At 31.2% G+C, this 22353-nt stretch carries 16 protein-coding genes; 8 read left to right on the top strand and 8 right to left on the bottom strand.

The window, feature by feature from the left end:
• Positions 1–56: 56 nt before the first annotated feature.
• Positions 57–3398 carry a preprotein translocase subunit SecA gene (gene secA, locus FP421_RS05390; protein ID WP_159948347.1) on the top strand — a complete coding sequence of 1114 codons (3342 nt, stop codon included), beginning with the start codon at positions 57–59 and terminating at the stop codon, positions 3396–3398.
• A 91-nt stretch (positions 3399–3489) separates the two neighbouring features.
• Here the strand turns inward: secA and FP421_RS05385 are convergent, their stop codons facing one another.
• From FP421_RS05385 to nadC, 8 genes are all read right to left on the bottom strand, one after another.
• The gene (locus tag FP421_RS05385; RefSeq protein ID WP_159948345.1) at positions 3490–8229 is read right to left on the bottom strand and encodes a glycosyl hydrolase; all 4740 of its coding nucleotides are present in this window, start codon (positions 8227–8229) and stop codon (positions 3490–3492) included.
• A gap of 6 nt (positions 8230–8235) precedes the next feature.
• Positions 8236–11319, bottom strand: coding sequence for a T9SS type A sorting domain-containing protein (locus tag FP421_RS05380; protein ID WP_159948343.1), 3084 nt, complete (start codon positions 11317–11319; stop codon positions 8236–8238).
• Between the two features lie 233 nt (positions 11320–11552).
• Complete coding sequence (gene folE / locus FP421_RS05375; RefSeq protein ID WP_159948341.1) at positions 11553–12242, bottom strand: GTP cyclohydrolase I FolE; 690 nt, start codon at positions 12240–12242, stop codon at positions 11553–11555.
• A gap of 42 nt (positions 12243–12284) precedes the next feature.
• Complete coding sequence (hisS, locus tag FP421_RS05370; RefSeq protein WP_159948339.1) at positions 12285–13910, bottom strand: histidine--tRNA ligase; 1626 nt, start codon at positions 13908–13910, stop codon at positions 12285–12287.
• A gap of 97 nt (positions 13911–14007) precedes the next feature.
• Positions 14008–14952: a YihY/virulence factor BrkB family protein gene (locus FP421_RS05365; RefSeq protein ID WP_159948337.1), complete on the bottom strand. Its 945-nt coding sequence runs from the start codon at positions 14950–14952 to the stop codon at positions 14008–14010.
• Between the two features lie 6 nt (positions 14953–14958).
• Positions 14959–15531: a pentapeptide repeat-containing protein gene (locus tag FP421_RS05360; protein WP_159948335.1), complete on the bottom strand. Its 573-nt coding sequence runs from the start codon at positions 15529–15531 to the stop codon at positions 14959–14961.
• A 14-nt stretch (positions 15532–15545) separates the two neighbouring features.
• The gene (locus FP421_RS05355) at positions 15546–15911 is read right to left on the bottom strand and encodes a copper resistance protein NlpE (protein WP_159948333.1); all 366 of its coding nucleotides are present in this window, start codon (positions 15909–15911) and stop codon (positions 15546–15548) included.
• 11 nt (positions 15912–15922) lie between these two features.
• Complete coding sequence (gene nadC, locus FP421_RS05350; RefSeq protein ID WP_159948331.1) at positions 15923–16780, bottom strand: carboxylating nicotinate-nucleotide diphosphorylase; 858 nt, start codon at positions 16778–16780, stop codon at positions 15923–15925.
• 61 nt (positions 16781–16841) lie between these two features.
• Between nadC and rlmH the strand changes: the two genes are divergently transcribed.
• From rlmH to FP421_RS05315, 7 genes are all read left to right on the top strand, one after another.
• Positions 16842–17315, top strand: coding sequence for a 23S rRNA (pseudouridine(1915)-N(3))-methyltransferase RlmH (gene rlmH, locus FP421_RS05345; protein ID WP_159948329.1), 474 nt, complete (start codon positions 16842–16844; stop codon positions 17313–17315).
• 56 nt (positions 17316–17371) lie between these two features.
• A complete protein-coding gene (locus FP421_RS05340; RefSeq protein WP_159948327.1) occupies positions 17372–17953 on the top strand; it encodes a non-canonical purine NTP diphosphatase in 582 nt (193 codons plus the stop codon).
• A gap of 30 nt (positions 17954–17983) precedes the next feature.
• Positions 17984–19012, top strand: coding sequence for a FecCD family ABC transporter permease (locus tag FP421_RS05335; RefSeq protein ID WP_159948325.1), 1029 nt, complete (start codon positions 17984–17986; stop codon positions 19010–19012).
• A gap of 1 nt (position 19013) precedes the next feature.
• Complete coding sequence (locus FP421_RS05330; protein WP_159948323.1) at positions 19014–19811, top strand: ABC transporter ATP-binding protein; 798 nt, start codon at positions 19014–19016, stop codon at positions 19809–19811.
• A gap of 43 nt (positions 19812–19854) precedes the next feature.
• Entirely contained in the window at positions 19855–20874 is a 1020-nt protein-coding gene (locus tag FP421_RS05325; protein ID WP_159948321.1) for a M28 family metallopeptidase, read from the top strand.
• Positions 20875–21133: 259 nt separating this feature from the next.
• Positions 21134–21811: a tetratricopeptide repeat protein gene (locus FP421_RS05320; RefSeq protein ID WP_159948319.1), complete on the top strand. Its 678-nt coding sequence runs from the start codon at positions 21134–21136 to the stop codon at positions 21809–21811.
• 4 nt (positions 21812–21815) lie between these two features.
• Complete coding sequence (locus FP421_RS05315) at positions 21816–22352, top strand: YfiT family bacillithiol transferase (RefSeq protein WP_159948317.1); 537 nt, start codon at positions 21816–21818, stop codon at positions 22350–22352.
• The last annotated feature ends 1 nt before the right edge of the window (position 22353 follow it).

Here is a 22353-nt window from a genome sequence, read left to right as displayed (position 1 = left end):
TTGAATATTAATAAAACAAACACAGTTACATAACTAACTGAAAAACATATGATTAAATGAGTATTTTAGATTCAGTAATTAAACTTTTTGTTGGAGACAAACAACAAAAAGATTTAAAAGGATTACAGCCAGTTGTAGATGACGTTAAAAAATTTGAAATAGAATTTTCTAAACTTTCACACGATCAATTAAGAGCAAAGACACAAGAGTTTAAAGATAAAATTAAAGCAGCTACAAAAGAGTTTGATGATAAAATTGCAGCTTTAGAAGAAGAAGCAAAAACTGCTGATATCGATCGTCAAGAAGATATATACACAGAAATAGACTCCTTAAAAGATGATGCATACAAAATTTCTGAAGAAGTTTTAGAAACAATTATGCCTGAAGCGTTTGCGGTTGTAAAAGAAACTGCAAAACGTTTTGTAGAGAATGAAGAAATTGAAGTAACTGCTACACCTTTTGACAGAGAGTTATCTGCAGATAGAGAAAACATTATGTTAGAAGATGATAAAGCATATTGGGCTAATTCTTGGGATGCTGCAGGAAAACCTGTTACTTGGGATATGGTGCATTATGACGTCCAATTAATTGGAGGTTCTGTATTACATCAAGGTAAAGTGGCAGAAATGATGACTGGTGAAGGAAAAACTTTAGTTTCAACTTTACCTGTGTATTTGAATGCCTTAACAGGAAATGGAGTTCATCTAGTAACAGTAAATGATTATTTAGCAAAACGTGATAAAGCGTGGATGGCTCCTATTTTTGAATTTCATGGATTATCTACAGATTGTATAGACTACCATCAACCCAATTCTGATGCTCGTAGAAAAGCTTATAATGCAGATATCACCTATGGTACAAACAACGAATTTGGTTTCGATTATTTGCGTGATAATATGGCTAGCTCTAAAGACGATTTAGTACAAAGAGCTCCAAATTATGCCATTATTGATGAAGTAGATTCTGTTTTAATTGATGATGCTAGAACTCCGCTAATCATCTCTGGTCCTGTTCCACAAGGAGACAGACACGAATTTAACGAGCTAAAACCTTTAGTTTCTGATTTAGTTACCTTACAAAAACAAAAGTTAGTTGGTGTTTTGGCTGAAGCTAAAAAACTAATTGCAGAAGGTAATGATAAAGATGGTGGTTTCTTATTGTTAAGAGTTTATAGAGGTTTACCTAAAAATAAAGCATTAATCAAGTTCTTATCTCAAGAAGGAGTTAAGCAAATCTTGCAGAAAACAGAGAATTATTATATGCAAGACAACAACAAATTAATGCCAGAAGTTGATGAAGACTTATGGTTTGTTGTTGAAGAAAAAAATAATCAAATTGATTTGACTGATAAAGGTATTGCACATTTATCAGAAAAAACAAATAATGATACTTTCTTTGTTTTACCAGATATTGGTGTAAAAATAGGAGAAATTGATGCTTCTGATACTTCTAAAGAAGAAAAAGCAGCATTAAAAGAAGAATTATACAAAGACTTCAGTGTAAAAAGTGAACGTATTCATACCATGAATCAATTATTGAAAGCATATACTGTTTTTGAAAAAGATGTGGAATATGTTGTAATGGAAAATAAAGTAATGATTGTCGATGAACAAACTGGTCGTATTATGGACGGTCGTCGTTATTCAGACGGATTACATCAAGCCATTGAAGCAAAAGAAAATGTTAAGATTGAAGATGCTACTCAAACTTTTGCAACTGTAACTTTACAGAATTACTTTAGAATGTATCGTAAGCTTTCTGGTATGACTGGAACCGCGATTACAGAAGCTGGAGAATTATGGGAAATCTACAAATTGGATGTGGTAGAAATTCCTACAAATAAGCCCATCCAAAGAGATGATAAAGAAGATTTAGTTTATAAAACAGCTCGTGAAAAATACAATGCTGTTATTGATGATATTGTAAAATTAGTCGATCAGAATCGTCCTGTTTTAGTTGGTACAACTTCTGTAGAAATTTCAGAATTGTTAGGTAGAATGTTACAAATGCGTAAAATTCCTCATAATATTTTAAATGCAAAACTGCATAAAAAAGAAGCTGATGTTGTTGCTGAAGCTGGTAAACCTGGAGTTGTAACTATTGCAACCAATATGGCTGGTCGTGGTACAGATATTAAACTTTCTGACGAAGTTAAAAAAGCTGGTGGTTTAGCCATCATTGGTACAGAACGGCATGATTCAAGACGTGTAGATAGACAGTTAAGAGGTCGTGCTGGACGTCAAGGTGATGTTGGTTCATCACAATTTTATGTCGCTTTAGATGATAACTTAATGCGTTTGTTTGGTTCTGATAGAATTGCAAAAATGATGGACAGAATGGGCTTAAAAGAAGGTGAAGTAATTCAGCATTCTATGATTACTAAGTCTATTGAAAGAGCTCAGAAGAAGGTAGAAGAAAACAACTTTGGTATCAGAAAACGTTTGTTAGAATATGATGATATCATGAACTCTCAACGTGAATTTGTTTACAAAAGAAGACGTCATGCTTTAGATGGAAAACGTTTACAGGTTGATATTGCAAATATGATTTACGATACTTGCGAATCTATCATCAATGCAAACAAAGCTGCTAAAGATTTTCAAAATTTTGAGTTTGAGTTGATTCGTTTTTCTTCAATGACTTCTCCTTTCTCTGAAGCCGATTTTGAGAGTTTATCAGAAAAAGAATTGACAGACAAATTATACGATTTTGTTACTAAACATTACAAAAACAAAATCGAAAGAAATGCTGTATTAGCATACCCTGTAATTAAGGATGTATATGAAAATGAAGGCGATAGATATGAACGAATTGTGGTTCCTTTTACAGACGGAATTAAATCTCTACAAGTAGTAACCAACTTAAAAGAAGCTTATGAATCTGAAGGAAAATCTTTAATTACTGATTTTGAGAAAAATATCACTTTAGCAATTATCGATGAAAACTGGAAAGATCATTTACGTAAAATGGATGATTTAAAACAGTCTGTTCAGAATGCTTCTTATGAGCAAAAAGATCCGTTATTAATTTATAAGTTTGAAGCTTTTGAGCTATTTAAACAAACAGTAGATCAAATTAATAAAGAAGTATTGTCTTTCTTATTTAAAGGAGAATTACCGGCCCAAGACACATCGCAAATTTCGGAAGCACGTCAACAAAAAAGAGAGCGTTTAAATACGAGTAAAGCTGATGTTCAAAACACAACTGAACAAGCGATTCAGAATTCTAAACAACAATCTTCTGAACCTGTTGAAACCATTGTTCGTGAACAACCAAAAATAGGTAGAAACGAACGCGTTACCATTAAAAATGTAATGAGTGGTGAAGAAAAAGTGGTAAAATATAAACAAGCTATTCCTTTAATTGATAAAGGAGAATGGGTTTTGGTAAATAATTAATTACCAATTCTGAAACTAGATTCAGTTTAAAACAATAAAAACTCCGTTTAGAAAAATTCTAAACGGAGTTTTTTATAAGTTGGTAACTTTCCTACTCTTTAAGAAACTTTGTAGTATAACTTATTTTATCACTATAAATTTTAATGAAATACAATCCACTTGACAAGTCATCAATACTGATTTTTTCTGCACCTGAATCAAAGTTCAAGAGCTTTTTACCTAATAAAGAATATATCTCTACATTCGTAATCTTTTTAATTGGAGAAGATATATATAAAACATCTTTTACAGGGTTTGGGTATAAAGTAACAGAACTTGATAAAATATTATCTTCTGTGCTTAATGCACAATTATCACCCACAGTATAAGATAAATATTTGGTAACTGCTAATCCACCAGCAAAAGCAAACTTACAAGCATAACTTATGGTCTCTCCGTTTGTTAAACCATTAATAGTTTGTGAAAATTTTTTACCTGAAACTAAACTCATTTGTGTTTCAGCAAATGGAGATTGTTTCCATAAATAGCCCACCACACCTGTCTTATCAGCATCTAACAATTCAAAATTAATTGTTACACTAGAACCATTTGTGGTAAACTCATAATTGTAACCTAAAGAAAAAGCTCCTTCTATAGCATCGCTTGCAAAACCAGCACAATCTGTATTGGTATTTTCTGTAGTTTTTGCATTTAAAACAATAGGATTATTTGTGGCAACATTGCCAGATAAATCTTTCGCTTTTATAGTAAAAGTATAGTCTGTATCTGCAGATAAACCTGTAACTGTATAAAAGGTTTGCTCACCAGAGTTTGCATTTACCGATTCTGAAATACCATTATAGTCAATTTCGTAAATCACTTTGCCAGAATCGTCTGTACCATTCAACATAATTTCTACAGTAGTTGCTGTTACATTGCCTACTGTTGCTGTAAAATTTTCTGGTGAAGTTGTATCTGATGAACTACCTGTACAACTACTGCCAACTTGATAAGAAAAATATTTTGTTGCAGACAACCCCCCTGCATACGCAAATTTACAAGCATAACTTATGGTTTCGCCAACTGAAACTCCGCCAATAGTACTTTTAAAAACAAGACCTGATTCTTGATTCATTTGAGTTTCTACAAATGGAGATTGTTTCCATAAATAAGCAATTACACCAGTCTTATCAGTATCTAACAATTCAAATTGTATTTCTACTGAAGTTCCAATTGTTTCAAAAGTTACTCTATAACCTTGAGAAAATGCGCCTTGTTGTGCTTCTGATGAAACTTCTGAACATTTCTTTTCTTCGTTTACAGATATATTAACTACTGATGATGTTGTTTTTGCCCCCAAATTATCGGTAGCAACTGCTGTAATTTGATGATTCCCTAAAGAAGCATCTGACCAAGTAAAATTAAATGGTGATGCAGTTGTTTCTCCTATTTTTTTATTTCCGTTAAAAAATTCTACTAAAGTAATACTACCATCTAAATCATTGGAGATTGTAGTAAAAGTGATGTCTTGCCCTTCTTTAAAAGCAGCATTATTGCTTGGTGAATTAATTGAAATAGAAGGACTTAAATTACCTGAAGCTGATACTATAACCAAAACTTCATCTGTATCTTGGTAGGTACCATCACTAACCGTTAACTTACACTTATAGACACCATCTACTAAATTAGAAATAGTTGGTGATGCTATGTTGTTGTCATCAAAAGTTATAATTGTAGGACCATAAACTTGTGTCCAGGTATAAGTGATGGTTTGCCCTTCTGGATCATTACTTGCAGATCCATCTAAAGTAGTTGATGTATTTGGTGAAATTACAGAAATGTTATCACCTGCAATGGCTACTGGAGGCGTAAATGATAACGCACTGCTGTATGCAAATGTTAATTTACCTAAATTAAACTCGCCATTTTCTATAAATAATCGCAATACATTTTTTCCTTTTGTTAATTGAATATTAGAAACAGTTTCTGTTTTCCAAACATCCCAATCACCAGAATAAGGCACAGCAATATCTTGGCTAATTTTATTGCCATCAACTTCAAAATAAAAAGGACCTCCTCCACTCTGGTTACCAGAAGCATATCTATAGCTTAAGTCATAATTACCAGCAGTTGCAACATCAACTGTGTATTCCATCCATTCTCCAGAAGCTAACCAACCCACAGTTGCTCCTTCACCATCAACCAAAATTGCATCTACATTTTCACTAGTTCTAAAATCTCCATTATTACCTACTGAAGTATCTACATAAGCAATATTTTGTCCATTTCCACCTTCAAATTTATCATAAAAACCAGGTTCTAAAGTTCCAGGTAGTGCAATTGGTGTACCTGAATACGGTACTTGCTCACCAACTTGCACTTCTACAATGTTGGTTACATTAAACTGACTATCCACATATACTTTTGCATAAAAACCGTGAACACCTAGCGTTAGATTCTCTGCTTTTAATTGATATGGTGCTGTAGTATCTTCTCCAATAGAAGTAGTTCCATCAAAAAATTCTATTTTTGTGATGTTACTTCCAGTAGTTGTTACAGATAAATTAACACTTCCGTTTGGAAAAGCCTGAGAAAAATCAGAAGTTAAAACTCCAGAAACATCAACATCTCTATTCGTTTTCATTTGATGCGCAGGAACTGTTAATTGAAATCCGTCAGAAAATGTAACTACAATTTCATTATCAGAATAGTTATGTGCTACATATGTAGTTTCTCCATTTTGTTTAAATACCCCAGCAATAGGATAATCTGCTGTAATTGTGGCATCAACAACTCCCATTGCATTTACAGAATGTAACCAATGATACGTTTGTGCATCAGAAACACCAAATTTTAGGTTACGCTCTGGGTATGCGTTGTATAAATTTACAGCTTCTTGTGGGTTTACCATTGATAAATATTTCCAATAGGTATCATGCCATAAATTATCATTATCTTCTTTACTTAAAACACCAGTGTTTTGTGAAATTTCTGTCCATAATTTTTGTGCATATTGTTGATTATGCCCTAAATAAAAAGAACCTCCGTGAATTGGATACATTTCTATACCATAAGAAGCTGCAATATCTGCAGTCCAAAAAGTACCATTATCATAAGAATTTCCCCAAACTCTTGATACCAAACTAAATTGCTGTTCTGCTCTAAAATTACGTTCGTACATATCAAACCAATATTCTTCAATAGCAGTTTGTTCTGTGGTATAAATGTAAATTCCTAAATCTCTAATTTCATTATTATTGGTAATGGTTCCCCAGTGAATTAATGATGATGCAAATTGCATACTTTCTGAAGTAGATTCTTGGTCATTTCCTTGAGGAAAAGTTGCAAAACCATTTGCCCAACTATGCCCTGCATAAGGACTAAAGTTTCTTAAAAAAGGGAATTTATCGTCATTTCTATCTGCAGAAGCTGCATCATTAATTAAAGTGTTAATCATTGGCCCCCATTTTGTTGCCCAACCTGGTTCATACTGTTCCATAAAAGCTGCTGCATGAATAAAATATCCCCAATGAAAATGATGATCGTTAAGATTAGTGTCTTGCCCATGACCTGATGGATAACCCAATAATGCAGACCAAGTATCATTGTAATAAAATAGAAATGCTGTTTCTCCAGATTCATAAGTTAACCAATCTTCTAAACGTTCTTTAACAGTAGCAATCATTTTATCTCTTGCCTCTATATTTCCAGTTTGATTTGCTATTCTAGCAGTTTGTATCAAACGATTCATTACTTGACCTTCATTGTAAGAATCTGTCCAAGTTGCTAAACCATCATTTTCGATTTGAGATATTTTAGCATCCAAATCAGCTGGACTAAAACCATTACTATAATTTGCTAAATAAGGAATAGTTGGTAAAATACCTTTAAATGTATTTTCAACAATAAAACTATTTTCTGCAAGCATTTTTAATTCTCCTCGAACAGAACCATAAGTATACACATTTGGCACTGGTGAAATCGGTGCTAAATTGTACCATTGATGGGGTAATAAGCCCAATAACATTTTATCTTCTGTACCTTCTTTTATATCTGTTGATACTGAAAATGTTGTGGTTACTTTGGAACTACTTTCGTTATAAGACCAAGATGTAGTTGTATTTACAGGAAAAACATAAGCATATTTTTGCATAGCTTGAGCTACACTTGCTACATTGGCTGTATTTTGTGGTAGCATTGCCATAGACCAATAGGTCTTTCCGTTTAAAGTTGATGTATACGTACTTCCTGATTGTAACCAAGTGCTTCCAGATGGCGCATAAAAAACAAAATCTTGTCCACTAGAAGCATTTTCTATGATTAAAATTTCGTTGTTGATTGAGGCTGAACCTGAATTTACTTTGATTTGAACAACATCATCTGCATCTTTTTCGTAGTAGACAAAAGGCATCCCAATTCCTGAAGTTGCTTTCAACTCATTATCACCATCTTTCCAATTCATAGTTACTGTCCAATCTGAATAATCTGAAACTGTTGTTTTATCAGTATTCAAACCTGTTAACCCTACTTCTATTGGTGCAGAGTCTCCAATAACACCCCAAGGAATATAGGTAACAATTAAACCTGTATTTGTTGTTTTCATGGTCATAGGATAATTGAACAAATTATCTGCGTGATTTTCTTTGATTAATTTAGACCACCAATCGTTTGTTGGAATTGGTTTGCCAACTGCATTGCCTGTGATTTGTGGTGATCCTGATGGAAAACCATTTCTACCTGCACTATCTGCTCCAGGATAAGTATTGGTATAGCTACCACTGCCTACTTGAGTAGTTTGTGCAATTGCAAACATTGAAAAAAAACAGAAAAAGAATATCAATAGTTTATGCATAGTGACTTATTTTTTGATTAGTTTAATGGATTGTGTACCTGAAATTGTTTTAATTTCAGCAAAATATAACCCACTTTTTAAATTCGAACTATCAATAACGGTTTCATTAGATTCAGGTGAAATTGATACTACTTTTTTACCCAACAGATTATAAACTTGTATGGATGATATTTTACGATCTGTTTTAATTGTCCAATTATACTGACTTGGATTAGGATAAACTGAAACTTTAAAAGTTTCAAAATCTTTAGTTGTAAGTGATGCTGCTTTCCAAAAATAAATGTTATCTAGATAAATTTGATTCGAAAATCCATCACCTCCAAAGAATTTCATGTGAATTGCTTTAGAAACATCTTCTGTGATACCAGCAACAGGAATGTCAATACTTTGCCATTTGCCATCTCCATTTAGTATTGCATGTGGAATTTCATCACCAGAACTCAAAACAACAACACTTGGCTCTAGTCCATTAACCGTCCAAACATCTAAGTGTAAATACTCCATAGCTGATACATCTTGAATGGAATTAAACTCTATTCCTTGATGATTAAAATTTGTATATGCGAGTACTTCATTGCCAGAACCTGTTGGTTGAAATGCTATATTAGCAGTATCATAACCACTTTGTTCCCAATATGGATTATAATTTGCTCCAGAAATATTAGTATAAGAATTACTGAAAATTGAAATGACATCAGAATTTTCACGAGCTGGTGGAATTGGTGCATTTATATGTGGTGCTCCTATAAAATAAGAAATGGTATACGTTTTAGTTGTAGTTCCGTCTTGTGAGGTTACTACAACTGTAGCCTTTCCAGGAATAGAAGATGCTTGTGTAATTACTGTTGTTGCTGAAGCATCTGCAGTAGTTGCCAAAGTAACTTGAGGTACTTGTGTTGTTCCTCCTATCAAAGGCATATTATATGATTCAGAATTTGGTTTAAATCCAGCAATTAAAGTACCATCTACTCTTAATGCACTTAAAGTTGCATCTTTCCCAGCTGCTGTAGGGCTTTTATAGAAATAAATATTATCCACATAAATAGCACCTGGTTCGCCATTACCTCCTGCAAATTTCAAATGAGCTACTCTTGTAATATCTTCTGTAATACCAGCAATAGGAATATCTATGCTTTGCCATTGACCATCTCCATTTGGAATTGTATGCGCAATTTCTGCCCCAGAACTTAAAACTGCAACAGTTGGCACTACTTCTTTAACTGTCCAAATGTCTAAATGCAAAAATTCCATACCAGTTAAGTCTTGTACAGAATTCAATTCTATACCTTGATAGGTAAAATTTGTGTATGCTAGTACTGCATTTCCTGAGCCAGTTGGCTGAAAATTAGTATTTGCTTCATTAAAACCAACTTGTTGCCAATCTGGATTGTAATTTGCACCAGAAATATTGCTATAAGTATCACTAAAGATTGAAATAACATCTAATGCATTTCTAGTGGGTGGCGTTGGTGCATCAACATGTGGAGATTCTATAAAAAAGGAAACTTTATAGGTTTTAGTCGTTGTTTGATCTTGAGAGGTTACCACAATAGCCGCATCTCCAGGAATAGAGGTTGCTTGGGTAATAACTCTTGAAGCTAAATCATCTGTTGTCGTTGCCAAAGTAACTTGAGGCACTTGGGTGCTTCCACCTGGCAAAGGCATTAAATAAGATTCGGAGTTTGGTGAAAAACCTGCAACTTGAGCACCATCTACTTGTAAATTATTTAAAGTAGCATCCTTTCCTGTACTCGTTGGTTTTTTATAGAAATAAATATTATCAATATAAATTTCTGTAGTAAAACCATTTCCTCCTGTAAATTTTAATTGAATTGCTTTTGTAATATTACCTGTTATACCTGCAACAGGAATTTCAATACTTTGCCATTGACCATCACCATTTGGAATTGCATGAGGAATTTCTGCTCCAGAACTAATTACAGTTATATAAGGTGCAACACCATTTACGGTCCAAATATCTAAATGTAGAAACTCCATAGAAGTTAAATCCAGATTTTTATTAAATTCAATTCCTTGATAATTAAAGTTTGGATACGCCAAAACTGCATTTCCAGAACCTGTTGGTTGAAAATCTGAGTTTGCTGTATTATACCCTATTTGTTGCCAATAAGGATTGTAATTGGCACCACTAATATTATCATAAGCATCACTAAAAATTGAAATAACATCTAATGACTCTCTTGCTGGTGGTGTTGGTGCATTTATATTTGGAGCACCAATATGAAAAGAAACAGTATATGTCTTGGTATTAGAACCATCTTGAGAAGTTACTGAAACAGTAGCATCTCCAGGAATAGTTGTTCCTTGGGTTATTAAGGTTGTAGCTGAAGCATCAGTAGTTGTAGCTAAGGTAATTTGAGGTATTTGTGTTATACCACCTGGTAAAGCCATTAAATAAGTTTCTGTGTTTGGCGAAAAATCTTCAACAGAGGTTCCATCAATTTCTAAAGCGCTTAAGGTTGCATCCTTTCCTTGTGCTGTCGCATTTTTATAAAAATAAATGTTATCTACATAAATGTCGGTTGTAACCCCATCTCCTCCAGTAAACTTAAGTTGAATAGCTTTTGTAATATCTCCTGTAATACCAGCTACAGGAATTTCTAAACTTTTCCATTGACCATCACTATTTTCGAGTGTATGTGGAATCTCTAAACCAGAACTGATTACAGTTATACTTGGAATAACTCCATTAACGGTCCAAATATCTAAATGCAAATATTCCATTGCTGTTAAATCTTGAACTGAATTAAATTCAATTCCTTGATAGTTAAAGTTTGTATAAGCTAAAACTGAATTTCCAGAACCTGAAGGTTGAAAATCTGTATTTGCATAAGTGAGTCCACTTTGTTGCCAATCTGGATTGTAATTTGCACCAGTAATATTATCATAAGCATCACTAAAGATTGAAATAACATCTAATGTTTTTCGCTCTGGTGGTGTTGGTGCATTTGTAGAAGGTTGATCATTATTATAATTTTTATTGCTTGCATTTATTAAATGGATACTAAAGAAGAATAAGAATATAGTTAAAAATATTTTTAACTTTTGTTTTTTTAATAGCTCACTCATTTTTACTAGTTTTTGGTTAATACAATTATGTGTTTATAAATGTATTCATAGTAAAAGTGCTGAGATTAAAATCCACCCATATAAAAACTATACAGTATAATTAAAAGTTTTGAATAAGCTTTTTAACAAGTTTTTTAACAATTTTTTTTCTATACAATAACCATACATGAAGTAAAAAACTCCGTTTAGAAATTTTCTAAACGAAGTTTTTTATAATAATTTTCTGATGATTATCAATCAAAATCAGTTTCCATTTTTAGATAATCTAAAAATTCTCTTTTAGTGTCTTTTTCTTTAAATTTACCCCCAAATTCTGCAGTTACAGTTGAGCTTTCGATGTCTTTTATTCCTCTAGAATTTACACATAAATGTTTTGCATCAATTACACAAGCAACATCTTGAGTTCCTAAAGCTTCTTGCATCGCTTGTACAACTTGCATTGTTAAACGCTCTTGAACTTGTGGTCTTTTTGAAAAATACTCCACAATTCTGTTCATTTTAGACAAGCCAATTACTTTTCCATCAGAAATATATGCAACGTGAGCACGACCAATAATTGGTAGTAAATGATGCTCGCAAGTAGAATACACCACAATGTTTTTCTCTACCAACATTTCACCATAATTGTAATTATTGTCAAACGTAGATGGTTTTGGCATGTTCTTAGGGTTCAAGCCCATAAATATCTCATTTACAAAGGCTTTTGCAACTCTTTTTGGAGTTCCTTGTAAACTATCATCTGTCAAATCCATTCCTAAAGTATGCAAGATATCTTTTACACTTTCTTGGATTCTGTCAATTTTTTCTTGGTCAGAAATAGCAAACGCATCTTCTCTTAAAGGCGTTTTTGCAGAAGTACCCACATGGTTTTCTCCTATTTCTTCTATTCTTTCGTCATTCATTTTGGTGTTCAATTCAAACATTTCAATCTAATTAAAGTGCAAATTTACGTCTTTACCTCTAAATTATTTTACTTTCTCTATGATTTCAGCCAAAGAACATTCTATTTGCTCAAAATTTAGCATATTTTTTAACAAATAGCGATCGTTTTCAACTTTAGAAACCACAAACTCTATTTCTCTATTGTTTGCGTATTTCCATTGTTTTTTTTGCTGATTATTGCTACCAGCCAAATCTGGATACATTTCTGATTTTATTCCTTCTTTCCTCAATTCAGTTATCGCCTTCATTTTCGCAATATCTGTAGCTGCATCAAAATTTAAAAACAACACTTTGGGTTTTGGTAAATCTACAGATTGAAACAATCCTAATTCTTCCAACACCAAATAAATTCTGTCTAATCCAAAAGAGATTCCAACTCCAGAAACATCTTTTAAACCAAAGATTCCTGTTAAGTCATCATATCTTCCACCACCACCTATAGAACCCATTTTTACACCTTTTGGAGCAGACACTTCAAAAATGGCTCCTGTATAATAATTTAAGCCTCTTGCTAGAGTTACATCAACTTCTAAATTCGCTGATTCTAAACCTAATTCTGCAATAGAATTGATCACAAAACGCAACTCTTCTACTCCACTTTTTCCTTCTTCTGATGTTGCTAACATATGCTCTAAAGAAGTTAATTTCTCAAGGTTAGAACCATCAAAACTGAATAAAGGTTGAACTTTTTCTATGGCTTCTTCTGTGATTCCTTTGGCCAACATTTCTTTGACAACACCATCTTTACCAATCTTATCTAGTTTATCTAAAGCAACTGTAAAATCAATTAATTTGTCTTGAGCACCAATCACTTCTGCGATACCAGATAATATTTTTCTGTTGTTGATTTTTATAGTCGTTCCTTGTAAACCTAACTTACTAAAAACAGTATCGTACAATTGTACAAATTCAACTTCTTGCCACAAAGAATCGCTACCAACCACATCTGCATCACATTGATAAAATTCTCTAAAACGACCTTTTTGTGGTCTGTCTGCTCTCCAAACGGGTTGTATTTGATAACGTTTAAAAGGAAATGTAATTTCATTTTGGTGTTGTACAACGTATCTTGCAAAAGGAACAGTTAAATCATAACGCAAAGCTTTTTCTGAGATTTTAGACAGATGATTCCTAGAATTTAAAGCAAAAGAATTTGCTAACCTATAAAATATTCTTTTCTTTATTTTATTTCTAACTTCTAACTCAAGAGGAAAGTCTTGTGAGAAATTAATCTCTTTAATGCTGAAAATTAATTTAGATATTTTTTCTGTATCAAAATATGAACGTATTTTATTTTCATTTGATAAATAATCTAAATTAATCTTTATATTTTCTTCAATTGTTCCATGAATAGCATCAAAAACTTTTTCTAAATAATTATCTATTTTCTGCATTTTATATATAAATACAGCATCATCCATCACTAGTTTCAAATAAAAATCCCCAGAATTTAAAATCTTAAAAATCAAACGATCTCCTTCTTCTCCATATTTTCCCATCAAGGTAGATGAGTTTTCAAAGCTTGGTGTTTCTATGGGTTGAAATCCAAAGGTTTCAAAAGCCATTTTAATCGTATTCATTATGTAGGTACGATTGGCTACTTCTGTTGGCGAAAAATCTCTTGTTCCTTTAGGAATGCTTGGTTTCATTCTTAGTCTTTAGACGTTAGTATTTAGTCATTAGAATTGGTTTCTTCACAAGAGCGAAATACCTAATTCCGTTTAGCGGACAAATATCGTGAAAAACTTATAATTTTTTAGGTGTTGTAAAGGTTTTATTTTGTCTACGCAAACTGTAAATAGAAGCATTTAATTCGAAACCTAGCAATAAAATAATGGCATTCAACCAAATGAATAACATTAAGATTAATAAGGTTCCAATAGAGCCATATAGTTCATTGTATTTGGCAAATTCGGTTACATAATACCCAAACAGGTAGAATGTTAAGATGGATAAAATTGTAGTGAAAACAGCTCCTGGAGAAAAAAATCGAGTATATTTCCCTTCTTTTACTCCATAATGATATAACATTGAAACTGAGATAAAAATCATTGTGATAAAGATCAATCCTCTACCCAACTGTAACCAAATTAAATTGTCTTCTAACCAACCTAAAGTAGCTAAATCTTTTAAGATTAATTCAAAAAATATAATCAAAACAACAGTAATCAACAAGAAAAAAACTATTATTATTGATACTAACATTGCAATAAAATAAGAACGAAATATATTTCTAACTTCTTTTATATGATAAGAATATTCAAATCCGCCAAAAATTGAGTTAACGCCATTTGTCATTAAAAAAATAGACGCAATAAAACCAAAAGACAACAATCCTCCATATTGATTTTTGATGATATCTACCAAAACAGTATCGACTGCATCAAAGGTTTTTGGAGGCAAAACATCTGCAATTACAGATAATAAACCTTCTTGTGCGCCATCAATAGGGACAAATGGAATTAACGTTAACACAAAAAGTAAAAACGGAAAAATAGCCATAAAAAAGCTGTAGGCAATTCCTCCTGCTCTTGTGGTTAATGCACCTTCTATAATACCGATGATGTACATTTCTATAACATCGTACAAAGACATTCCTTCTAATCTTGGAATTTTAATTTTTTTTCCAAAACGAACCAATGTGCATACAATGGGTATTTTATCAAGTTTGTCTTCTATTTCTTGACTCATTATTCTCTACTCAACTACAATTTTATAATTTGATAAAAGTCCAACTACATTCTCTTTGCTAAACTTTGAATGCTTTAATTTATTAATTTCTGGATTAATTGTAAAATTCAAAGCCGATCTAAAATCTGATTTTTCTAAAACTGTATTTTCAAAAATAGCATTTTTTAACTCTGAATTGTCAAAAACTGAGTTTGTTAAAATACTTTCTGTAAAATCTACTTCCTCTAATTTACAATTTTTAAAATTTGTATTCGGAATTTTTAATTGATAAAATGAGGAGAAATTCAACTGACAATCTTTAAAAGAAAACTGTAGTAAAAAAGAATCACACTCATTAAATTTTATACCAATTAATTTACAGTTGATAAAATTTACATCTTTGAATGCTGTGTCTTTTACAATAGTATTGCTAAAATTACAATCTATAAATTCGCATTCTACAAACTGAATATTTGATGCGTGAATTGCTTCGAAATTGCAGTTTTTGAAGATGCAATTATCATATTCTCCTTTTTTGATTTTAGTTTTGGTAAAATCAATTTTAGTAAACTCTTCGCTATCAAAATAATTATCAATCATAAATGTAAAAAAACTTATTTTTGTTTCATCAATTTATAATTTAATTGACTTTCTATTTTGTTGCCAGAAATATCTAAAAGTTCTAAATAATCATCATGTATTTGATATTTATAACCGCTTTTATTTAACAATTCTAATTGATTATTTTCTACTTTATAAGTTCCTTTTTTTACGAAAGGTTTTTCATCTCTTCTCCCCAAATAGACTGTTTGTAACTTAAATGTTTTGTCTTTATTTAACGTTAATTCATTATTGATGCCTTTGCAATTTGCACAAGGTAAAACCCCTTTATAAAAACCAACAACATGTATGTTTTTACTTTCACAAGATGCAAAAATTGTAAAAATTAAACCTATAAGTACAACTGCTTTTTTAATCATTTTAAACCGATTTAAATTGCTTTTAAACTTAAATCTAAATTATATACAGAATGTGTTAATGCGCCAGATGAAATATAATCTACGCCACATTCTGCGTATTTTCTTATGGTTTCTTCGTTAATTCCTCCAGAAGATTCTGTTAAACAAGTATCTCCAATAAGTTCAACCGCTTTTCTAGTATCTTCATAATTAAAATTATCAATTAAAATTCTGTACACACCCTTGTTAGATAGAATTTCTTTAATTTCTTCTAAACTTCTAGCTTCCACAATAATTTTAATATCTAAACCTTTTTTTTCTAAATACACTTTGGTTTTTGTAATTGCAGCTGTAATTCCGCCAGCAAAATCGATATGATTGTCTTTAATCATCACCATATCATATAAAGCAAATCTATGATTCTCTCCTCCACCTATTTTTACAGCCCATTTTTCTAAAGCTCTAATTCCTGGAGTGGTTTTACGAGTATCTAAAACTTTAGTTTTTGTGCCTTCTAATAAATTGGCGAAAAACTTTGTTTTGGTTGCAATTGCAGACATTCTTTGCATCGCATTTAATACCAAACGTTCTGCCATTAATATGGATTGAGATTTTCCTGAAACATGAAAAACAACATCTCCAAACTTTACATCCTCACCATCATTGATAAACGTTTCTACTTCTAAATTAGCATCAACATAATGAAATACTTGTTTTGCAAATTCAACACCTGCAATCACTCCATCGTCTTTTACCAATAATTTTGCTTTTCCCTTTGCACTTTTAGGAATACAAGACAGCGATGTATGGTCTCCATCTCCAATATCTTCTCTAATTGCATTTTTTATAATAATGTCTATCTCTTTTTCAAATTGTTCTTCTGATATCATAATTCATTTAATTCTGATGTAAAAATAGTAATTCATTCATCATAATTCGTAATTTTGAAGGATGAAAATTAAACTTTTGGCTATTGGTAAAACTGATAATAAGCAATTAATTCAGTTGATTGATGATTATCAAAAACGTCTAAAACACTACATCAAGTTTGAGTTAGAGATAATTTCTGATATAAAAAATGTTAAGAATTTATCTGAACAACAACAAAAAGAGAAAGAAGGTGAGCTAATTTTAAACAAACTCCAAAACACAGATCAATTGGTTTTACTCGATGACAAAGGCAAACATTTTACTTCTATTGAATTTAGTAAATACCTTCAGAAAAAAATGAATTCAGGTCTCAAACAATTGGTGTTAGTAATTGGAGGACCTTATGGTTTTTCTGATGAAGTTTATCAAAAAGCTCAAGGCAAAATCTCACTATCTAAAATGACGTTTTCTCATCAAATGATTCGTTTATTTATTGTTGAGCAATTATACAGAGGTTTTACGATTTTAAGAAACGAGCCTTATCATCATGAATAGTAAAGTTATTGCAACATCTATTTTACTACATTTGCCCTACAAACTTTAAGAAATAAATGAAACTTGTTTTTGCCACAAATAACCAAAATAAACTCAAAGAAGTTCAAGATATGTTACCAAATTCAATTGAATTATTGAGTTTAAAAGACATTAATTGTTTTGATGAAATTGATGAAACAGAAACAACACTTCAAGGTAATGCAAGATTAAAAGCAGATTATATAACTTCTAAATACGGATATAATTGTTTTGCTGATGATACAGGTTTAGAAGTTAAAAGTTTGAATGGAAAACCTGGAGTGTATTCAGCTAGATTTGCTGGTGAGCCCTCAGATTCTGAAAAGAATATGCAAAAATTATTATCAGAATTAAATGGTATAGAAAACAGAAGTGCTCAATTTAGAACTGTGGTTGCTTTAAATTTAAATAATGAAAATTATTTATTTGAAGGAATTTGCAAAGGTGATATTTTACATCATAAACAAGGTGAAAAAGGTTTTGGATATGATCCTATTTTTAAACCATTAGGGTATGATGCTTCTTTTGCTGAAATGTCATCCGCAACAAAAAATAAAATTTCTCATAGAGGAATTGCGATACAAAAATTAGTTGCATTTTTAAAGAACTTTAGAGAATAAGACCTTTCTACTTCGCTTAAGGTGACAAATATGGAACACAAAAACTACACAAAACACTTTATATTTTTATCAGTGCTACTGGTGGTTTTCTTCTTTGTAAATATAAGTTTAGGCTCTGTATCAATCCCTTTTAAAGATTTACTAAATACTTTATCAGGTGGAATAGCTACCAAAGAAAGTTGGCAAACCATAGTTTTAGATTTTAGATTACCCAAAGCAATAACCGCTATTTTGGTGGGTTCTGGATTATCTATTTGTGGTTTATTAATGCAAACTTTATTTAGAAATCCGCTTGCAGGTCCTTTTGTATTGGGTATTTCTTCTGGCGCAAGTCTTGGAGTTGCCATTTTAATTTTAGGTTCATCCGTTTTTGGAGGTTTTTTATTAACCAATTCTGTTTCTAATTGGTCTTTGCCAATCGCTGCAAGTTTAGGCGCTTTTTTAGTATTATCAGCTGTAATAATTGCTGCTCATAAAGTTCGAAATACAATGTCAATTTTAATTATAGGTTTGATGTTTGGTAGTTTAACTTCTGCAGTAATTAGTGTTTTGGCTTATTTTAGTGAAGCTACTCAAATTCAACAGTATTTATTTTGGAGTTTTGGAAGTCTAGGCAATTTATCTTGGAATGAATTATCCATTTTTGGTTTGATTTATGGATTGGGAGTTCTAGGAACTTTATCCCTCATAAAACCTTTAAACAGCTTTTTATTAGGTGAAAATTATGCAAAAAGCTTAGGAATTAATGTCAAAAAAAACAGAAATATAATCTTATTGATTACAAGTATTTTAACAGGTGTTATTACTGCTTTTTCTGGCCCTATTGCTTTTGTAGGGCTAGCTGTACCACATATTGCTAGATTACTTTTTACGAGTTCAAATCATAAAATACTACTACCTGCTGTTGCACTTATTGGAGCCATGGTTTTATTAATTTGTGATAGTATTGCACAATTGCCTACAAGTGAATTTACGTTACCTATCAATGCAATTACTTCTCTATTTGGAGCTCCTGTTGTGATTTGGTTGTTGGTTAGAAAAAAAAGAATTTTTGTGTAAGATGGAAAGCTTAAAGAAAAATATCATTCTCAAAACTGAACAGCTAAGTATTGGTTATCAGCAAAAAAAAGACACACAAATTGTTATTTCTGATATCAATTTAGAAATTGAAAAAGGAAAATTCATTGCTGTTTTAGGAAAAAACGGAATTGGAAAATCAACTTTATTACGCACACTTTCTAAGGTGCAAAAAGCAATTTCTGGAGGTATTTTTTATCAGCAAAAAAATCTGAAAGAAATTACTGAAAAAGAGTTATCTACAAAACTGAGTTTAGTACTCACAGAACGCTTACCTGAAAGCCAACTTACGGTTTATGAATTGGTGGCTTTAGGCAGACAACCCTATACCAATTGGATTGACAAACTCTCTAAAAAAGATATTGAAAAAATTGATTTTGCGATTCATCAAACTGAAATTAATCACTTAAAAAATAAACGATTTTATGAGTTAAGTGATGGACAATTACAACGTGTTTTAATTGCCAGGGCATTAGCTCAAGATACAGAAATAATTATTTTAGATGAACCAACCGCTCATCTAGACTTGCATCATACTATTAAAATATTTTCACTGTTGAAAAAGTTGGTTTCAGAAACTCAGAAAACAATTATTATCTCATCACATCAAGTAAATTTATCTATACAATTAGCAGATGAGATTCTACTTTTAAAAGAAAATAATTACCATTTAGGAACTCCTAAAGAACTTACCAAAACCAATGCTTTCGAAAACCTTTTCTCTAAAGATTTGGTGTATTTTAATAATGATTTACAGCAATTTATTATTAAAGATATTTAAGTATTTTTTACCTATTTTTGATTCCTTCCAAAACAAAATATTTATGAAAAAAATAGTTTTTTTATTTAGTATTATCACATTTTTAGGTTGTAGTTCTAGTTATAATGCTACCAAAAGAGCTAAAAAATTTGCAAAAAGAATTACTGCAAAAGATTTAAAAGAGCATTTATACACCTATGCCTCTGATGAATTTGAAGGAAGAAACACTGGTGAACCTGGACAGAAAAAAGCTGTTGAATACCTTAGAAATTTTTATATCGATCAAAAAATTGATGCTCCTGCAGGAACAGAAAATTATTTTCAACTTATTTCATCAGAATGGTTGAGTAAATCCTCAAGAAGAGGCCCTTTAAAAGATTCTGAAAATGTTTTGGCATTTATAGAAGGTACAGAAAAACCCGAAGAAATTATTGTTATTTCAGCACACTTAGATCATGTGGGTAGAAAAGATGGAAAAATCTACAATGGCGCAGATGATGATGGCTCAGGAACTGTTGCTATTTTAGAAATTGCTGAAGCTTTTAAAAAAGCAGCAAAAAGAGGATATAAACCAAAACGTTCTGTTTTATTTTTACATGTTACTGGTGAAGAAAAAGGTTTATTAGGCTCTAAATATTATTCAGAAAACCCCATTTTCCCGCTTACAAATACAGTGTGTAATTTAAATATTGACATGATTGGTAGAATTGACAAGTTTCATAAAACAGATTCTAATTATGTTTACCTAATTGGCTCAGATAAATTAAGTTCAGAACTGCATCAAATCTCAGATAGTATTAACAATAAATTTACCAATATCAATTTAGATTACAAATATAATAGTGATGATGATCCTAATCGTTTTTATTACAGATCTGACCATTATAATTTTGCAAAACACAATATTCCTGTAATATTTTATTTTAACGGAACTCATGAAGATTATCACAGACCGTCAGATACTCCAGATAAAATTAATTACAAATTATTAGAAAAAAGAACACGTTTAATTTTTCATACAGCTTGGGAATTAGCCAATAGAAAAGAAAGAATTGTGGTAGACAAAGTAAAAACTAAAAAGTAATACCTTTTATAAAAATAGAAATCATTAATATATAATTCTCCATAATATATTTCTCAGTTCATTTTAATCTTGAGAAACAATAGAAAAACATTTATGATAACCCACATGTTTAAAAAAACTGAAAGGATAGCTTCATTTTAAAAATTCTAAAATTTATAAAGTAAATTTAAATTAGGAATAATTATTAAAAAACACTTCATATTGTGTAACAAAACTCTTAAATTCAGGGTCTAAGTAGAGAACCAATTACCAATCTATCATGAAAAAACTTCTATTTCTAATTTTACTTCTAGTTGTACTAGCCAATTGTACTTCACAAAAAAACTCAGAAGAATTTATCACTGCCACTAAAGGTCGTTATTTATTTAATGCCAATGAAGTGATTGAAATCTATTTTAAGGATAAAATATTACACGCAAAATGGCGAGGAAATGATGATATTGAACTGTTAAAAGTAAATGATAGTTCTTTTTACATGAAAGAACTCAATGAAAAAATGCTGTTTGTAAGTCAACCAGAAATGCACATTGAATTGGCAGAAAAAACAGAACACGATGGTGTAAAATATCATTTTAGAAAAATGAAATCAGGTGAAAAAACACCTATTGAATATTTTAATGCTAAAGAATTTGACAAAGCACTACAAGCTTTTCAAGCCATTCAACAAAAAGATTCGTTGAACAGAACCATTAGACAACGTACTTTAAACAGAATGGGATATCGATTTATAAGAAAAGATGACTTTGATTCGGCAATAGAAATTTTTAAAATAAATACGGTTTTATATCCTAAAAGTTCAAATACTTTTGATAGTTTAGGTGAAGCATATTATTTGAAAAAAGACACTTTAAATGCTGTTGATAATTTAAAAAAAGCATTGGCTATTAATCCAGAAAATAGAAGTGCAAAACGTTTGCTAAAGAAATTAACTAAATAATAAAATGGACTTAGAAGAACTAAAGTATCCTATTGGAAAAGCTAACATTCCTGAAAATATTACCAAAAAAAATCTTGAAATCTGGATTTCTGATATTGAACGCTTTCCACATGAACTAGAGTTTTTAATCAGAGAATTGTCGGAAGCACAATTAGATACTCCTTACAGAGAAAATGGCTGGACAATTAGACAAGTAATTCATCATTCTTACGATAGTCATCATAACTCTTATACAAGGTTTAAATGGGCTTTAACAGAAGATCAACCTGTAATTAAAGCCTATTATGAAGAACGTTGGGCAGAATTACATGACTCTAAATTTGGTCCTGTTATGTTAACTATTGATGCTTTAAAAGCCTTACATGCAAAATGGGTCTATTTTTTAAGAGGATTGACAGAAAAAGAGCTACAGACAACATTTATTCATCCAGATGGAAATGAAGTGGTAACCTTAAAACAAAATATCGGAATTTATGGTTGGCATTGTCAACATCATTATGCGCATATTGAGCAATTGATGATTCGAAAAGGTTGGAAATAAG

This window comes from Polaribacter septentrionalilitoris, from assembly GCF_009832745.1.
Lineage (GTDB): Bacteria > Bacteroidota > Bacteroidia > Flavobacteriales > Flavobacteriaceae > Polaribacter > Polaribacter septentrionalilitoris.
The sequence above is the reverse complement of the archived record's forward strand: the minus strand, read 5'-3'. Positions and strand labels throughout refer to the sequence as shown.

What these genes read in the sequence shown, in the direction of transcription:
- FP421_RS05340 (WP_159948327.1), top strand. Translation starts at nt 17,372, where the DNA reads ATGAAACTTGTTTTTGCCACAAATAACCAAAATAAACTCAAAGAAGTT.
- FP421_RS05385 (WP_159948345.1), bottom strand. Translation starts at nt 8,229, where the DNA reads ATGCATAAACTATTGATATTCTTTTTCTGTTTTTTTTCAATGTTTGCA.
- FP421_RS05325 (WP_159948321.1), top strand. Translation starts at nt 19,855, where the DNA reads ATGAAAAAAATAGTTTTTTTATTTAGTATTATCACATTTTTAGGTTGT.
- FP421_RS05380 (WP_159948343.1), bottom strand. Translation starts at nt 11,319, where the DNA reads ATGAGTGAGCTATTAAAAAAACAAAAGTTAAAAATATTTTTAACTATA.
- secA (WP_159948347.1), top strand. Translation starts at nt 57, where the DNA reads ATGAGTATTTTAGATTCAGTAATTAAACTTTTTGTTGGAGACAAACAA.
- FP421_RS05335 (WP_159948325.1), top strand. Translation starts at nt 17,984, where the DNA reads ATGGAACACAAAAACTACACAAAACACTTTATATTTTTATCAGTGCTA.
- rlmH (WP_159948329.1), top strand. Translation starts at nt 16,842, where the DNA reads ATGAAAATTAAACTTTTGGCTATTGGTAAAACTGATAATAAGCAATTA.
- folE (WP_159948341.1), bottom strand. Translation starts at nt 12,242, where the DNA reads ATGTTTGAATTGAACACCAAAATGAATGACGAAAGAATAGAAGAAATA.
- FP421_RS05355 (WP_159948333.1), bottom strand. Translation starts at nt 15,911, where the DNA reads ATGATTAAAAAAGCAGTTGTACTTATAGGTTTAATTTTTACAATTTTT.
- FP421_RS05320 (WP_159948319.1), top strand. Translation starts at nt 21,134, where the DNA reads ATGAAAAAACTTCTATTTCTAATTTTACTTCTAGTTGTACTAGCCAAT.
- FP421_RS05360 (WP_159948335.1), bottom strand. Translation starts at nt 15,531, where the DNA reads ATGATTGATAATTATTTTGATAGCGAAGAGTTTACTAAAATTGATTTT.
- hisS (WP_159948339.1), bottom strand. Translation starts at nt 13,910, where the DNA reads ATGAAACCAAGCATTCCTAAAGGAACAAGAGATTTTTCGCCAACAGAA.
- nadC (WP_159948331.1), bottom strand. Translation starts at nt 16,780, where the DNA reads ATGATATCAGAAGAACAATTTGAAAAAGAGATAGACATTATTATAAAA.
- FP421_RS05330 (WP_159948323.1), top strand. Translation starts at nt 19,014, where the DNA reads ATGGAAAGCTTAAAGAAAAATATCATTCTCAAAACTGAACAGCTAAGT.
- FP421_RS05315 (WP_159948317.1), top strand. Translation starts at nt 21,816, where the DNA reads ATGGACTTAGAAGAACTAAAGTATCCTATTGGAAAAGCTAACATTCCT.
- FP421_RS05365 (WP_159948337.1), bottom strand. Translation starts at nt 14,952, where the DNA reads ATGAGTCAAGAAATAGAAGACAAACTTGATAAAATACCCATTGTATGC.